This window comes from Streptomyces sp. NPDC041068 (genome assembly GCF_040647455.1).
GTDB lineage: Bacteria > Actinomycetota > Actinomycetes > Streptomycetales > Streptomycetaceae > Streptomyces.
In genome coordinates this window covers 136973-152150 of record NZ_JBEZCG010000016.1, presented here as the reverse complement: position 1 = coordinate 152150, position 15178 = coordinate 136973, and the positions used below count along the sequence as shown (strand labels likewise).

Annotated in this window: 12 protein-coding genes; 4 read left to right on the top strand and 8 right to left on the bottom strand. The window is 71.3% G+C overall.

The annotated features are described in order from the left end of the window. Positions 1 to 84 precede the first annotated feature (84 nt). Both AB0B50_RS32805 and AB0B50_RS32800 read right to left on the bottom strand, forming a co-directional pair. Positions 85 to 2334 carry an MMPL family transporter gene (locus AB0B50_RS32805; protein ID WP_362339444.1) on the bottom strand — a complete coding sequence of 750 codons (2250 nt, stop codon included), beginning with the start codon at positions 2332 to 2334 and terminating at the stop codon, positions 85 to 87. A 157-nt stretch (positions 2335 to 2491) separates the two neighbouring features. Then, positions 2492 to 3082 carry a TetR/AcrR family transcriptional regulator gene (locus AB0B50_RS32800; RefSeq protein ID WP_362339443.1) on the bottom strand — a complete coding sequence of 197 codons (591 nt, stop codon included), beginning with the start codon at positions 3080 to 3082 and terminating at the stop codon, positions 2492 to 2494. Positions 3083 to 3232: 150 nt separating this feature from the next. Between AB0B50_RS32800 and AB0B50_RS32795 the strand changes: the two genes are divergently transcribed. Together AB0B50_RS32795 and AB0B50_RS32790 are read left to right on the top strand one after the other, a co-directional pair. Further along, the gene (locus AB0B50_RS32795) at positions 3233 to 6571 is read left to right on the top strand and encodes a S41 family peptidase (RefSeq protein ID WP_362339442.1); all 3339 of its coding nucleotides are present in this window, start codon (positions 3233 to 3235) and stop codon (positions 6569 to 6571) included. 102 nt (positions 6572 to 6673) lie between these two features. Beyond that, the gene (locus AB0B50_RS32790; protein ID WP_362339441.1) at positions 6674 to 6880 is read left to right on the top strand and encodes a hypothetical protein; all 207 of its coding nucleotides are present in this window, start codon (positions 6674 to 6676) and stop codon (positions 6878 to 6880) included. Positions 6881 to 7000: 120 nt separating this feature from the next. On the opposite strand, the gene AB0B50_RS32785 is transcribed toward AB0B50_RS32790, so the two are convergent. The 3 genes from AB0B50_RS32785 to AB0B50_RS32775 are packed head-to-tail and all read right to left on the bottom strand — an operon-like array spanning position 7001 to position 10418. After that, positions 7001 to 7879 carry an SDR family oxidoreductase gene (locus AB0B50_RS32785; RefSeq protein WP_362339440.1) on the bottom strand — a complete coding sequence of 293 codons (879 nt, stop codon included), beginning with the start codon at positions 7877 to 7879 and terminating at the stop codon, positions 7001 to 7003. After that, positions 7876 to 8829, bottom strand: a complete 954-nt coding sequence (locus tag AB0B50_RS32780) for an alpha/beta hydrolase (protein ID WP_362339439.1) — start codon at positions 8827 to 8829, stop codon at positions 7876 to 7878. Before AB0B50_RS32780 ends, AB0B50_RS32785 begins: the two co-directional genes overlap by 4 nt. After that, positions 8826 to 10418, bottom strand: coding sequence for an NAD(P)/FAD-dependent oxidoreductase (locus AB0B50_RS32775; RefSeq protein WP_362339438.1), 1593 nt, complete (start codon positions 10416 to 10418; stop codon positions 8826 to 8828). The genes AB0B50_RS32780 and AB0B50_RS32775 overlap by 4 nt, the downstream gene beginning before the upstream one ends. A gap of 184 nt (positions 10419 to 10602) precedes the next feature. Here AB0B50_RS32775 and AB0B50_RS32770 point away from each other — a divergent pair, with 184 nt between their 5' ends. After that, positions 10603 to 11289: a MerR family transcriptional regulator gene (locus tag AB0B50_RS32770; RefSeq protein ID WP_362339540.1), complete on the top strand. Its 687-nt coding sequence runs from the start codon at positions 10603 to 10605 to the stop codon at positions 11287 to 11289. On the opposite strand, the gene AB0B50_RS32765 is transcribed toward AB0B50_RS32770, so the two are convergent. Continuing rightward, a complete protein-coding gene (locus tag AB0B50_RS32765; RefSeq protein WP_362339437.1) occupies positions 11264 to 12295 on the bottom strand; it encodes a DUF6528 family protein in 1032 nt (343 codons plus the stop codon). The two genes, AB0B50_RS32770 and AB0B50_RS32765, sit on opposite strands and share 26 nt — an antisense overlap. 132 nt (positions 12296 to 12427) lie before the next feature. After that, positions 12428 to 13219 carry an exodeoxyribonuclease III gene (locus tag AB0B50_RS32760; protein WP_362339436.1) on the bottom strand — a complete coding sequence of 264 codons (792 nt, stop codon included), beginning with the start codon at positions 13217 to 13219 and terminating at the stop codon, positions 12428 to 12430. Positions 13220 to 13288: 69 nt separating this feature from the next. Here AB0B50_RS32760 and AB0B50_RS32755 point away from each other — a divergent pair, with 69 nt between their 5' ends. Next, positions 13289 to 13813 carry a GNAT family N-acetyltransferase gene (locus AB0B50_RS32755; RefSeq protein WP_362339435.1) on the top strand — a complete coding sequence of 175 codons (525 nt, stop codon included), beginning with the start codon at positions 13289 to 13291 and terminating at the stop codon, positions 13811 to 13813. A 149-nt stretch (positions 13814 to 13962) separates the two neighbouring features. On the opposite strand, the gene AB0B50_RS32750 is transcribed toward AB0B50_RS32755, so the two are convergent. Then, positions 13963 to 15171, bottom strand: a complete 1209-nt coding sequence (locus AB0B50_RS32750) for a HAMP domain-containing sensor histidine kinase (protein ID WP_362339434.1) — start codon at positions 15169 to 15171, stop codon at positions 13963 to 13965. Between the last annotated feature and the right edge of the window lie 7 nt (positions 15172 to 15178).

Here is a 15178-nt window from a genome sequence, read left to right as displayed (position 1 = left end):
GGCCGCCAAGCCGACGGGGGCGGCGAAGAGGTGTGCGCTGCTGCGCTCCTCCTCGCCGCCCCCGCCCTGGGGCAACCGGCTCACTCAGACCCGCGCCAGCTCCCGATCCCCATCAGGATCCTGATCCCGGTCCGCCGCCTTCTCCTCCGCGGAGCGCAGACCCTCGCCCTCCACATCCACGTTCGGCAGCGCACGGTCCAGCCACCTCGGCAGCCACCACGCCTTCCTGCCCAACAGCGCGAGCACCGCGGGCACCAGCGCCATGCGCACCACGAACGCGTCGAAGAACACCGCGATCGCGAGCCCGAAGCCGATCATCTTCACCATCTGCTCCGACGAGCCGATGAAGCCCGCGAAGACCGCGATCATGATGACCGCCGCCGCCGAGACCACCCGGGCCCCGTGCCGGAAGCCGGTCACGACCGCCTGGCCGGGCCGCTCCCCGTGGACGTACGCCTCACGCATGCGCGTCACCAGGAAGACCTCGTAATCCATCGCGAGGCCGAAGACCACACCCACCATGAAGATCGGCATCATCGACATGATCGGGCCGGTCTGCTCGACGCCGAAGAGCGAGCCGAGCCAGCCCCACTGGAAGACCGCGACGACCGCGCCGAGGGCCGCGAGGACCGAGAGCAGGAAGCCGAGCGCCGCCTTGAGCGGAACCAGGATCGAGCGGAAGACGACGATCAGGAGCAGGAAGGCCAGGCCCACGACCAGCGCCAGATAGGGCAGCAGGGCGTCGTTCAGCTTCTGCGAGACGTCGATGTTCATGGCCGTGGTGCCGGTGACCATGATCTCCGCGCCGGAGTCCGACGTGATCCGCCCACCCGCGTCACGGATCGAGTGGACCAGGTCCTCCGTCTCGATGCCGCTCGGCTTCGAGGACGGCACGACGCTGATGATCGCGGTGTCGCCCGCCTTGTTGAGCATCGGCGGGGCGACCGTCAGGACGTCGTCCAGGCCCGAGATCGTCTTGGTGATCTTCTGCGCCGCGGCCTTCGGGTCATCGGCGCCCTCCAGGTCACCGACCACCATCAGCGGACCGTTGAACCCGGGCCCGAAGCCCTCCGAGACCAGGTCGTACGCCTTGCGCTGCGTCGTGGACGTCGGCTGCGCGCCGTCGTCCGGCAGGCCGAGCTCCAGCTTGGAGACCGGGAGCGCCGCCGCGCCGAGCCCCACGATGCCGACGAGCAGCACGGCGACCGGACGCCGGACCACGAAGCGGGCCCAACGCGTACCCATGTTCTGCTTCTCGGCGCCGGCGGCGTCAGCGGCACCCGCCTTCTTCCTGCCCCCGCCGAACAGCCTGCTCTTCTCGCCCATGGGCAGCACCCGCTTGCCCGCGTACCCCAGCAGCGCCGGGATGAGCGTGAGCGCGATCAGGACGGCGATGACGACCGTACCGGCCGCCGCGAAGCCCATCTTGGTGAGCATCGGGATGTTGACCACGGCGAGGCCGACCAGCGCGATGACCACGGTGAGTCCGGCGAAGACGACCGCCGAACCCGCGGTGCCGACGGCCCGGCCCGCCGCCTCCTCGCGGTCCCGCCCCTCGGCGAGTTCACCGCGGTAGCGCGAGACGATGAAGAGCGCGTAATCGATGCCGACCGCGAGGCCGATCATCATGGCCAGCGTCGACGTGGTGGTGCCGAGGTCCAGCGCGTCGGCCAGCGCGGTGATGGACGAGACGCCGATGCCGACGCCGATCAGCGCGGTGATCAGCGGCAGACCCGCCGCGACCAGCGAGCCGAAGGTGATGACGAGGACGACCGCGGCGACCGCGATGCCGATGATCTCGGTGGCCCCGGTCTCCGGCATGGCCGTCAGCGCGTCGCCGCCGACCTCGACCGTGAGCCCGGACTCCCGCGCCTTGTCGGTGGTCTTCTCCAGCGCATCGCGGTCGTCGTCGGTCAGCTCCATCGCGGTGACCTTGTACGACACCGCGGCGTACGCCGTGGATCCGTCCTTGCTGACCGTCTTGGCCTGGAACGGGCTGTCCGCACGGGCCACGTGCTCCGAGCCGGACTTGAGGGCGGCGACGGTCTTGTCGATCTTCGCCTTGTTGGCCGGGTCCGTCACCTTCTCCCCGTCGGGGGCCTTGAAGACGACGCGGGCGCTGGCCCCGTCGGCGCTGGCCTCGGGGGCCCGCTTCTCAAGGAGGTCGAAGGCCTTCTGCGCCTCCGTGCCGGGAATCGAGAAGGAACTGGACGCGGCGGTGGGCGCCGACGCCGCGCCGACCCCGGCGAGCGTCAGGAGCGCCACCCAGATCAGGGCGACGAAGTGCCGTCGCCGGAAGGCGAGTTTGCCGAGTTTGTAGAGGAAAGTGGCCACGGAGGCGTACTCCCGGTCAGGTCGTGGTGACTGCAGCACGGGGTGTCTGCAGGGCAGGGGTTGTCAGCCCGACGACGTGAGCGGTCGCGTCAGGTACGGGGGTTGTGAGGGGTACGGGGGTTGTGAGGGGTACGGGGACTACGGCGATTACGGGGATTCAGACGCCGAGGGCGGGGAGGATCACGGCATCGATGTACGAGGCGAGGAACTCGCGGTCGACCGGGCGGTCCTCGATGAGGTCCCGGGCGGCGAAACCGCCGACCATCATGTGGACGACGTACCGCAACGCCGGGTTGTCCGCGGCCACTTCGCCGCGCTCCACCGCCCTGCGCATCAGATCGTTCAGACCGGTGAGCTCCGGCTCGATGAGCAGGTTCCGCAGCGCCTGGTGGAGTTCGGGGTTGTCGTGGATCGCATGGAACAGACCCCGCATCAGCGCGGCGTCCTTCTCCATCTGGCAGTCGTCCGAGCGGGCCACCATCTCGTACAGGTCGCCGCGCAGCGACCCGGTGTCGATGTCCGCCAGGGAGGCCGGCTTGTTGTGCCGCAACGCCCTGGCGATCAGCTCCGGCTTGCTCCCCCACTGGCGGTAGAGGGTGGCCTTGCTGGACCGCGTGCGGGTGGCGACGGCGTCCATGGTCAGGGCGTCGTAACCGACCTCGCGGAGCAGGTCGAGCACGGCCTCGTACAGCTCGGCCTCGCGCTCGGGCGTGATCCTGCTGCGCCGCGTCGCCGCCGACTCAGCCATGATCCGCACCTCCTGCTCGCCATACCGCTCCGGAACGAAACGGTTTCGTACGCGACGACTGTATCCCCTCCTCTTAACGAAACGAAACGGTTTCGTACGTGTGCTGCGCCACAAGTTGCCGGTGCCCGCCCCGCGGAAAAGCATGGTGAGGTGACCGACGCGCGCGACGAAGCCCAGGACGCTCCTGCCCCGGACGACCACGCCTATCTGCGTTTTCCTCACCTCAGCGGCGACCGCCTCTGCTTCGCCGCCGAGGACGACCTGTGGTTGGCCCCCCTCACCGCCGAGGGCGCCCCGGCCGACCGGGCCTGGCGGCTCACCGTCGACCGGACCAAGGTCAGCCACCCCCGCTTCTCGCCCGACGGCCGCCACATCGCGTACACGACCTGGCGCAGCCTCGCCCCGGAGATCCACCTCGCCCCGGTGGCAGGCGGCCCCTCTCGCCGCCTGACCTACTGGGGCTCCACCGACACCCGGGTCTGCGGCTGGTCCCCCGACGGCGACATCCTCGCCGTCTCCTCGCACGGCCAGCCCTTCTCGTACTTCTGCTGGGCCTACAGCGTGCCCGTCGACGGCTCGCCCGGCGGCAAGCTGCCCTGGGGCCCGGTCTGGGACATCGCGGTCACCGACTCGCTCGGCGAGGGCGAGAGCGAGAGCGAGGACGAGGACGACGGCAACGGCAACGGCAACGCCGAGCGCAAGACCCTGCTCCTGACCGGCAAGCCGCCGCACGAGCCCGCCGCCTGGAAGCGCTACCGGGGCGGCGCCACGGGCCGCCTGTGGGTGCACGGCGAGCAGATCCTCGGCGACCTCGACGGGCATCTGGACTCGCCCATGTTCGTCTCCGGACGCATCGCCTTCCTCTCCGACCACGAGGGCGTCGGCAACCTCTACTCCTGCCTGCCCGACGGCTCCGACCTGCGCCGCCACACCGACCACGACGCCTTCTACGCCCGGCACGCCGCCGGCGACGGCACGCGCGTCGTCTATCAGTGCGCGGGCGAGATCTGGCTGGTCGACGACCTCACCGCCGGCTCCGCGCCGCGCAGGCTCGACGTGCGGCTCGGCGGCCCGCGCACCGGACGGCGCGTCTACCAGGTGCCGACCGCGCAGCACGTCGACGCGCTCTCCGTGGACACCACGGGGCGGGCCAGCGCCGTGGTCGTGCGCGGCTCCCTGTACTGGCTCACCCACCGGGACGGCCCGGCCCGCACCATCACCGACACCCCCGGCGTGCGCGTGCGCCTGCCCGAGATGCTCGGCACCGGCGGCCAGGTCGCCTACATCACCGACGCCGAGGGCGAGGACGCCGTCGAGATCGCCTATCTGCCGCGCGCCAGCGGCGACCGCGAGCCGCGCAGGCTCGCGAGCGGGGAGCTCGGCCACGTCCAGGAGCTCGTCTCCGACCCGGACGGCGAGCGCCTCGCCATCGCCTCGAACGACGGCCGCCTGCTGCTGATCGACGCCACGGAGGACTCCAACGGCGAGGTGACGGAGCTGATCCGCTCCATCAACGGCCCGGTCCGCGACCTCGCCTTCTCCCCCGACGGAGCCTGGCTGACCTGGTCGCACCCGGGCATCGGCCGTTCCCTCCGGCAGATCAAGATGGCCCGCATCAAGGACCGGGCCATCGTCGACGTCACCAACGGCCGCTTCGAGGACGAGAATCCCGTCTTCACCCGCGACGGCCGCTACCTCGCCTTTCTCTCCTGGCGCGGCTTCGACCCCGTCTACGACGTGCACACCGGCGACCTGTCCTTCCCGCTGGGCTGCCGCCCCTACCTCGTACCCCTGTCGTCCGCGACGCCCTCCCCCTTCGCGCTGCTTCCTGACGGGCGCCCCGCGGCGGGCGGCCTCGACCCGGCCGACAACGACTCGGGCGACGGCACGACCACCGTCGAGATCGAGGGCCTGGAGTCACGGGTCACGCCGTTCCCCGTCGCCGCCTCCAAGTACTCGGCCCTGTACCCCGTCAGCGGCGGCGGCCTGGTCTGGCTGCGCTGGCCGATCTCGGGCGCGCTCGGCGAGACCTTCGCCAACCCCGCCGACACCTCGGGCCGCCCCACCCTCGAATACTTCAACATCACCAAGGCCAAGAAGTCCCAACTCATGGACCACCTCGACTGGTTCGCGCTCAGCGGCGACGGCACCCGCCTCGTGGTCGTCGACGAGGGCGACCTGAGCGCCGTGCCCTCCACCGAGCAGGGCGACGGCGACACGACCGTCTGGATCGACCTGCGCCGCATCCTGCACGAGGTCGACCCGGCAGCCGAATGGCGCCAGGCCTACGACGAGGCGGGCCGGATCATCCGCGCCTACTTCTGGGAGCCGCAGATGTGCGGCATCGACTGGGACGCGGTGCTCGCGCAGTACCGCCCCCTCGTCGAACGCGTCGCGTCCCCCGACGAGTTCGCGGACCTGCTGCGCGAGGTCCTCGGCGAGCTGGGTACGTCGCACGCGTACGTGTCCGCCTCGCGCCGCAACGAAGGCCCGCCCCACTACCAGCGCGCCATGGGCCTGCTCGGCGCCAATCTCGTACGCAGGGACGACGGCTGGATGGTCAAGCGGATCCTGCCCGGCGACTCCTCCGACTCCAAGGCCCGCTCGCCGCTGGCCGGCGCGGGCATCCGCGAGGGCGCGATCCTCACCCATGTCGACGGCCGCGCGGTCGACCCGGTGACCGGCCCCTACCCGCTGCTCTCGGCGGCGGGCGGCACGACGGTCGAGCTCACCTTCCAGCCCGCGGAGGGCGAGGGGCGGGCCCGCAGGGTCGCGATCGTCCCGCTGATCAACGAAAGACCCCTGCGCTACCAGGACTGGGTGGCCAAACGCCGCGAGGTTGTACGGGAGTTGAGCGGCGGCAAGTGCGGCTACCTCCACATCCCCGACATGGGCGGCTCCGGCTGGGCCCAGTTCAATCGCGACCTGCGCCTGGAGGTGTCGAGGCCCGCCCTGATCGTGGACGTGCGCGGCAACGCGGGCGGCCACATCAGCGAGCTGGTCGTCGAGAAGCTGACCCGCAAGATCATCGGCTGGGACCTGACCCGGAACGCCCAGCCGGTGTCGTACGCCTCGAACGCGCCCCGCGGCCCCGTGGTCGCCCTCGCCGACGAAGCGACGTCCTCCGACGGCGACATGATCACGGCGGCGTTCAAACTGCTCGGGCTCGGCCCGGTCGTCGGCCAGCGCACCTGGGGCGGCGTGGTCGGCATGACGGGACGGCACACGCTCGGCGACGGCACGGTGATCACGGTGCCGATGAACGCGGGCTGGTTCGACGCGTACGGCTGGGCGGTGGAGAACCACGGCGTGACCCCCGACCTGGAGGTCCTGCGCACGCCGCTCGACTGGGCGGAGGGGCGGCACGCCCAACTCGACGACGCGGTAAGGATGGCGCTGGACCTCCTGGAACAGCACCCGGCCTCGACACCGCCCGGCTACGCGGACGTCCCGGACCGCCGCAGGCCCCCGCTTCCGCCGCGCTCCTGACCGCCTTCGTCACTGCCCGTCATTGATCGAAATGCGAGGTGTGTCCGCCCATGTAAGTCTGGTCGAGGCCCAATCCCCTCACCCACAACGGGAGTGAATCGCATGGGCATCAAGGACCAGTTCCAGGACAAGGCCCAGGACCTCGCCAACAAGGCCAAGGAAGCCATGGGCGGCGCCCAGGACGAGGCCGGCGAGCGCGCCTCGCAGGCCCAGGACCAGGCGAGCGAGCGTGCCTCGCAGGGCCAGGACCAGGCCCGGGAAGCGGCGCAGGAGCAGCAGGACAAGTTCGACCGGGACTACGACGCCTGACGCTGCGCTGTGCTTGCACGGAGGAGGCCCCCGGGACGCCGGGGGCCTCCTCCCGTATGTCGTCCGCGCGCCGGACGTGGCTGGTCGCGCAGTTCCCCGCGCCCCTTCCGGGGCACAGGCTCAACTCCGGCCGCGGACCGCCTCGTCCGCAGACCCACCCGCCCCGACAAGCCCCGTGGAGACCGAGCCGAGCCGCGGCTCGAACCGCCGCATCTCCCGCTGCCCCACCGACCCGATGACCCCCGGCAGATAACCGCGGATGCCCTGCATGCCCCGCAGCCACCACTGCGCGTACACATGGCTGGACCGCCGCTCGATACCCGCGACGATGCGGTCGACCGCGGGACCCAGCGGATACGTCTTGTTGGACGGCCACGGCAGCCGCTGCCGCAACTCCCGCATCACGTCGTCCTGATCGGCGCCCCGCACCATGTCGGTGTCCGTCCAGGAGAGATAGCCGACGCCGACCTTGACCCCCTTGTAGCCGACCTCGGCCCGCAGGGAGTGCGCGTACGCCTCGACACCCGACTTCGACGCGCAGTACGCCGTCATCATCGGCGCCGGCGTGATCGCGGCGAGCGAGGCGATCTGCAGCAGGTAGCCGCGGCTCTCCATCAGGACGGGCAGGAAGGCACGGCCGGTCACCGCGCTGCCTATGAGGTTGACCTCGATGACGCGGCGCCACGCGTCCGGGTCGGACTCCAGGAAGGGACCGCCGTTGGCGACGCCCGCGTTGGCGACGACGATGTCGACCTTCCCGAAGCGCTCCTTGACCTCCTGTGCGACGCGCGCCATCGCCACGTGGTCGGTGACGTCCGCGTGCCAGTGGTCGGACTCGGCGTGCAGCCGCTCCGAGACCTGCTTCAGCTCGTCCGGCTCCAGGCCGACGAGCGCGACCTTCGCGCCGCGCGCCGACAGCTTGCGGGCGAGCAGCTCGCCGACCCCGCGCGCCGCGCCGGTGACGACCGCGACCTGCCCCTCCAGGCTGACCCTGCTCATGCGCCCTCCTTGGCCTGTGCGTTCGCCTCTGCATCGACCCGTACGTACGTCCCGACGAGTTCCCTGATCCGCTCCGTGACGGCCTCCGGCGCCTCGATCGGCGTCATGTGCCCGATCCCGGTCAGCTCGGTGAGCCCCAGGCACTCGGGCAGCATGGCCGCGAGCCGCCGCGCGTGCACCACGGGCGTGAGCCGGTCGACCTCGCCGGCGATGACGGCGGCGGGCACCCTCAACTCGCCCACTTCGGCGTTCAGTTGGAGCGCGTCCAGCACATGCGACCAGCCGTGGCGCACCCGGGTCGGGCAGGCGTGCACGATCCGCGCGCACGCCTCGACCTTCTCCGGCGCCGAACCGGGGCCCATCGTGGCGTACTTGAGCACGCGCCTGGCCACCGGCGTCACGGGCCCGAGCGGCGCGCGCGAGCCGAGCACCGAGCGCGTGATCCGGGTCCGCAGCCGCCCGGCCCGCAGCAGCGGGACCACGGTGGACTCGGGGACCAGGTCCGAACTGCCCGTACTGCACAGCAGAACGGCGGCCGCGTGCTCACGGAAAGCCTCTCTGCCGCCCGCGGCCATGAGCGTCATGCCGCCCATGGAGTGCCCCACGAGCACGGCCTTCTCGCCCGGCGCGAGCGTCTGCGCGAGGACCGCTTCGAGGTCGTCGGCGAGCGCCCGCGTGCTGTAGCCGCCGGGGTCCGCGGGGGCGGCGCTGCGCCCGTGCCCCCGCTGGTCGTACACGATCACCCGGTGGTCGGCGCCGAGGGCGCGCACCTGCGCGGCCCAGAAGGCCGTCGAGCAGGTCCACCCGTGCGCGAGCACCACGGCGGGCGCCCCCTCGGGGCCGTGCACCTCGACATGGAGAGGGGCGCCGTCGGCGGAGACGACGGTCAGTTCACGCGCGGCGACCGGCGGCGCGTAGGGGCCACTGGTGACATGGGTCAGTCGGCTCACGCTCCGGCCTCCACCTTCTTGCCCGCGCCCTTGGCCTTTCCGGTACGGGGCTCGGCGTCCCGCACCGCCTCCAGGGGCCGGGACGTCTTCGGCGCCCGCAGCACCTCGTACTCGGAGAGGTCGACCCGGCGCGTCGCCGCCTTGAACTCGGTGGTCGTGCCGGGCCACACGGTCGTGTTGACGCCGTTCTCGTCGAGGTACCAGCTGTTGCAGCCGCCGGTGTTCCACACGGTGCGCTTCATCCGCTGCTGCACCCGCTCGTTCCAGGCACGCACGGCGCGGGGCCGGGCGGCGAGCGCGGCGCGACCGCCGAGGACGTCCAACTGCCGCAGGTAGTCGGCCATGTAGTTCAGCTGGGCCTCGATCATCAGGATCATCGAGGAGTTCCCGAGCCCGGTGTTGGGACCGATGATCGTCATCCAGTTGGGGAAGCCGGCCGCGGTCGCGCCGCGCAGCGCGTTCATGCCGTCCTTCCAGGTCTCCATGAGCGTGAGACCCTCATCGCCGATCACACGGTCGGCGATCGGCATGTCCGTCACATGGAACCCGGTGCCGAAGACGATCGCGTCGACCTCGGCCTCGGTGCCGTCGGCGGCGACGACGGTGCTGCCGCGCACCTCGCTCAGGCCGCTGGCGACGACGTCGACATTGGGCCTGGAGAGCGCCGGGTAGTAGGTGTTGGACAGCAGGATCCGCTTGCAGCCGATGCGGTACGTCGGCGTCAGCTTGTCCCGCATCACCGGGTCCTTGATGGCCCGGTACATGTTCCGCTTGGCGAGCTGCTCGACGACGCCGAGCTCGTCGGGCCGCTTGGTGAAGGCCTGGACCTGCAGCTCCCTGATGCCCCAGAGCAGCCCGCGCCGGGCCTGCGTGGTGAACGGCAGTTGCTTGTGCAGCCAGCGCTCGACGCCGGTGATCGCGCGGTCGGCGCGCGGCAGGACCCACGGGGGCGTGCGCTGGAAGAGGGTGAGCCTGCCGACCTGCTTCTGGATCTCCGGCACGATCTGGATGGCGGAGGCCCCGGTGCCGACCATGGCGACGCGCTTGCCCCGCAGGTCGAAGTCGTGGTCCCAGCGCGCGGAGTGGAAGACCTTGCCGGGGAAGGTGCCGATGCCGGGGATGTCCGGCGTCTTCGGGTCGGAGAGCGGCCCGGTGGCGGAGACGACGACGTCGGCGGTGAGGCCGCCGTTGCTGGTCTCGATCTCCCAGCGCAGCTCGTCGGCGTCCCAACGCATCATCGTCACCTCGGTGTTGAGGCGGATGTGCGGGCGCAGCCGGAAGGTGTCGGCGACGCCCTCCAGGTAGTCCCAGATGTGTTCCTGGCCGGAGAAGGTGCGCGGCCAGTCCGGGTTGGGCGCGAAGGAGAACGAGTAGAGGTGCGAGGGCACGTCGCAGGCGCAGCCCGGGTAGCTGTTGTCCCGCCAGGTGCCGCCCACCGCGCCGGCCCGCTCCAGGACGACGAAGTCAGTGATGCCCTCGCGGCGCAGCCGCACGGCGGCCCCGAGGCCCCCGAAGCCGGAGCCGATCACCGCCACCCGTACGTGCTCCTGCTCGCGCCCCTGCTCAGGGCCACGCTCGCGCTCGGCCATGCCGCCGCCTCCCGAAGTACCCGACTCTGCCAGTAAACACTGGCGCAATCCGGAGAGTAGAACACCTGCGTACTCATGGGTAGGGGCCGAGCGGGGGAAAGTTACCGGCGGTACAACATAGGCTTCCCACGTGGCAGACGAACGAGAAGGCGGGGACCGGGACGACGGCGCCCGCGAGTACCGCATGGAGGAGCTGGCCCAGAAGGCGGGCATCACCGTGCGCACGGTGCGCTTCTACCGCGAGCGCGGGCTGATCCCGCCACCGCGCCGCGAGGGCCGCATCGCCTGGTACGACGAGCACCACCTGGCCAGACTGCGCACCATCGCCGCCCTCCTGGAGCGCGGCCACACCCTCAGCGGCATCGCCGAGCTCTCCGACGCCTTCGACAAGGGCCGCGACGTCGGCGAACTGCTCGGCCTGGGCGCACCGACCGAGGAACAGCCGGTCCGCCTCACCCCCGAGGAACTCGCCGACCACTTCGCGGGCGAGGTCACCCCGGAGAACCTCGTCGCCGCCCTCGACCTCGGCTACCTCGGCACCGACGGCGACGAGCTCGTACACATCAGCCGCCGCCTCCTGGACGCCTCATCCACCCTCGTACGCAAGGGAGTTCCGCTGGCGGCCGTCCTGGAGGCCGGTCAGCGCGTACGCGAACACGCCGACGCCCTGGCCGAGTTGTTCATCACGGTCATGCGCACCCACGTCCCCGACAGCGCGGAGGTGGACATCGAACAGCTCCGCCCGGTCGCCAAGAGCGTGGTGGAGGCGGAGCTTTCGATGGCACTGGACCGCCGGCTCAGTGACCCGAAGGACCGCCGCATCGGCGACCCCCAGGACCGCGACCTCAGTGGTCGTGACCCAGCGGAATGAACCAACGGGCTTTGTAGATACCGCCGTTGACCAGCTTGTAGGCACTGGCGGGCCGATGAACGCTCACCGTCGTCGTCCACCACGTCTCCCCCAGGCCGCCCTCCGGCACGGTGGAGACGACCTGCCCGGTGCGCGGATCGTTGCCGACGGCCTTCACCGACTTGCGGGAGATCTCCGCGGCCCCGGCGAAGTCCTGCACGAAGGCGCGACCGCCCTTCTCGTACTGGAAGACGGCCGCGTTGGTCGTCACCCACAGCCGCCCCGGCCGCCCGATCACCGGGAAGAGATCGTGCCCGCCGGGCGTCCTGCCCGGCGTGCCGACCGGCAGCCCGATCGCGGAGGTCCTCCGCAGCGTGGGCCGCGCGGCACTCCCGCCGATCGCGTACGTCACCAACTCGTCGTCGCCGAGGGCCCACAGCACCTTGCGCGCACCGTCCCAGTGCAGCCCGTGCGCACCCTTGAGCTCCGCCTGGGCGTACCGCGTGGCCCGCGGGCCCTGCGAGGCCGCGTACAGCCGCACCAGCGCGCCCGTGCTGCACGCGACGGCCACATTGCCGTCGGGCAGGATCTCCGCGCTGTGCGGATTGAACAGATCGTCGCCGGGGCCGATCGCCGTGCCCCAGTACCGCCGCCCCGTCGGATGCTCGACGACCGCCACGAACCCGAACGACGCGGTCGTCAGGACGTACGTACGCCGCCGGTGCACCCGCGCCTTCGCCTCGCACGGATAGACCCAACTCACGTCGGGGCGAAGGTCCTTGTAGCGCGGATCGCCGAGCGGCGAGAACTGCCACCGCACCACGGACGGGTCGGCGGCCGGGTCCCAGACGCGCCGCCGCGGATCGAGCACGAGGATCCGCCTGCTCGCCTGCTCGGTCAGCAGAACGGGCGGCGTACCGGCGGGAATCCCGCCGTCGCCGCCCGTCGCGTGCGCTCCCGTGGCGGGCAGCGCCGCCGCGATCCCGGCGCCCGCGGCGCCCAGCACCACGGCACGTCTCGAAGGCATGACTGACATGAAGTCCCCCCGGACCCTTGGCAGTTGGTCGCGCGACTCGTCATGTACGCGACCGCAATCTGCCATGCCGGGCGGGCCCGGGACAGCCTTCTGCCGGACTTTGTGACCGGCGCCCGCGGACTCCTACAGGTCGTAGACCACCGTCACGGGCGCATGGTCGCTCCACCGCTCCGCGTGGCTCGCGGCCCGCTCCACGTACGCCTTCACCGCGCGCTCGGCAAGGCCCGCCGTCGCGACGTGGTAGTCGATGCGCCAGCCCGTGTCGTTGTCGAAGGCGCGCCCGCGGTAGGACCACCAGGAGTAGGGCCCTTCGACGCCGGGGTGCAGCGCCCGCACCACGTCCTCGTACTCCTCGAAGACCTCACTCAGCCAGGCGCGCTCCTCGGGCAGGAAGCCGGAGTTCTTCTTGTTGCCCTTCCAGTTCTTGAGGTCGGCCTCCTGGTGGGCGATGTTCCAGTCACCGCAGACGACGACATGACGCCCCTCGGCGGCGGCCCGTTCCTTCAGCCCCTTCAGGTACACGAGGAACTCCCCCATGAACCGGATCTTCTCGTCCTGCCGCTCGGTGCCGACTTCGCCGGAGGGCAGATACAGACTGGCGACGGTGACACCCGGGAGATCCACCTCCACATACCGTCCACTGCCGTCGAACTCCTCGGACCCGAAACCGACCTGCACCCGGTCCGGCTCACGGCGCGTGTACAGCGAGACTCCGGCGCGCCCCTTCGCGGCGGCGGGTGCGTGCACCACGAACCACCCCTCGGGGTCCCGGACCTCGTCGGGCAGCTGCTTCGCCTCGGCGCGCACCTCCTGCAGGCACAGCACATCGGCCGAGGTCTCGGCGAGCCACTCCACGAAGCCCTTCTTGGCGGCGGCGCGCAGCCCGTTCACATTCACGCTGGTCACAGTGAGCATCCCGGCACGATACCGGCACACTGGACGACACAACCGCCACCCGCCACGCATAGAAGTACGATGGAACGTATGTCTATCCAGACCCGCCCCTCGAACTCCCCCTCGAACTCTCCGGTCCACCTGCGCACGGTCACGTTCGCGCACCCGGACGCGATCAGGCTCAACGACCGCGTCCAACTCGAGTACGCGGAGCGCTACGGCGACGAGGGCGACGTCACCCCGCTCGACCCGTCCATGTTCGAGCCCCCGCGCGGCCTGTACCTCATCGCGTACGACGAGTACGGCACCGCGCTGGCCACGGGCGGCTGGCGCGCCATGGACAAGAACGACGAGAACTACGAGGACGGCGACGCCGAACTGAAGCGGATGTACGTCACCCCGGAGGCCCGCGGCCTCGGCCTCGCCCGCCGCATCCTCGCGGCCCTGGAGACCGACGCGAAGGCGGCGGGCCGCATCCGCATGGTCCTGGAAACGGGCACGAAGCAGCCGGAAGCGATAGCCCTCTACACCTCCACGGGCTACACCCCGGCCCCGGAAAAGTTCGGCCACTACCGCTTCGACGACCTGAGCCTCTGCTACGCCAAGCCCTTGTAACACCTGCCCCTTTTCCCGCCCGCCCCGTTGCGGCCAGGCACCCCGCACAACACCAACCCACCCCCACCGCCCCCGTTGTGGGCAGGCGTTCCGCACGGCGGAACGGGTGGGCACAACCCGAAGCCGCCGAGCACCGGCAAACGCAGCGTCTACTTCACGGCCGACCGCAGGTCCAGCTCAGCCACCGCCCCACCGCTCACCCCATTACGGAACCTCAACCCCGCCCCCAACACTCCCGCCTGCCCCTGCGCAATCGTCAGCCCCAGGCCAAGCCCCACCCCCTTCTCCCCACCCCCACTGCGAAACCTCTGCGGCCCCCCGGAAAGCAGCGCCTCCGGAAACCCACCCCCGGAATCCCGCACGGTCACCACCCCACCGTCGACCTCGACGACAACCGGCACCGCCCCGTGCCGCAACCCATTGCTGACGAGATTGGCCACCACCCGCTCCACCCGCCGCGGATCCGTCTCCACCTCCACATCCCGCAGAACCTCCACCCTCACCCCCTCCGCCCCCGCGGCCCCCGCCGCGGCGGACCTCCGCACCAGCTCCCCCAACCCGCACACCTCGGCAGCCACCCGCTCCCCCGCCCCGTCGAGCCGCGCCACCTCGATGACGTCGTCGACCAGCTCCCGCAACCGCTGCGCCGCCCCCCGCACCAGCTCGGAAGGCCGCCCCGGCGGCAGCAGCCCGGCCGCCGTCACCATCCCCGCCACCGGCGTCCGCAGCTCGTGCGCGATGTTCGCCGTCACCTCCCGCTCGGCCTGCAACCGCGCCGCGAGCGCGTCGGCCATGGTGTTCACCGCGGACGCGAGCTGCGTGATCTCGTCCTTGCCGTGCAACGGAAGCCGCGCCGTCAGATCCCCCTCGGCGATGCGCTGCGCCGCCCCGGCCTTCGCCCTGAGCCGCCGCCCGAGCCGCGTGGCCACCAGCAGCCCCGCCACACACGCGAGCGCCGTCCCGATGCCCCCGGAGATCCACAGCACCCGGTCCAGATCCCGCACGGTCGCCGCTTCCCTGTCGTAGGGCCGCTTCAGCGCGACGACCTCCTTGCCGTACTTGCTCGCCGCCCACAGCTGCGGCACCTGCCCTCTGCGGTCCAGATAGACGCCCCAGTGCCCGTTCCGCACGGCCCCGGCGAGCGGCCCCGGAAGATCGGCGGGGTTGATGAGGGTACGGTCCCCGTCGATGCCCGCCGCATGGTCCTGCACGGCGGTCTGCAACCGGTCCCCGATCTGACTGCGCGCGCCCGCGTACTGCGCCTCGACGGTGCGGTGGTGGACGAGGAGCCCCATCACGACGGCGACCACGGCCGCGGTCGCCGCGATGGCGATACCGATCTTGGAGCGCAGTCCCATCCCGTCC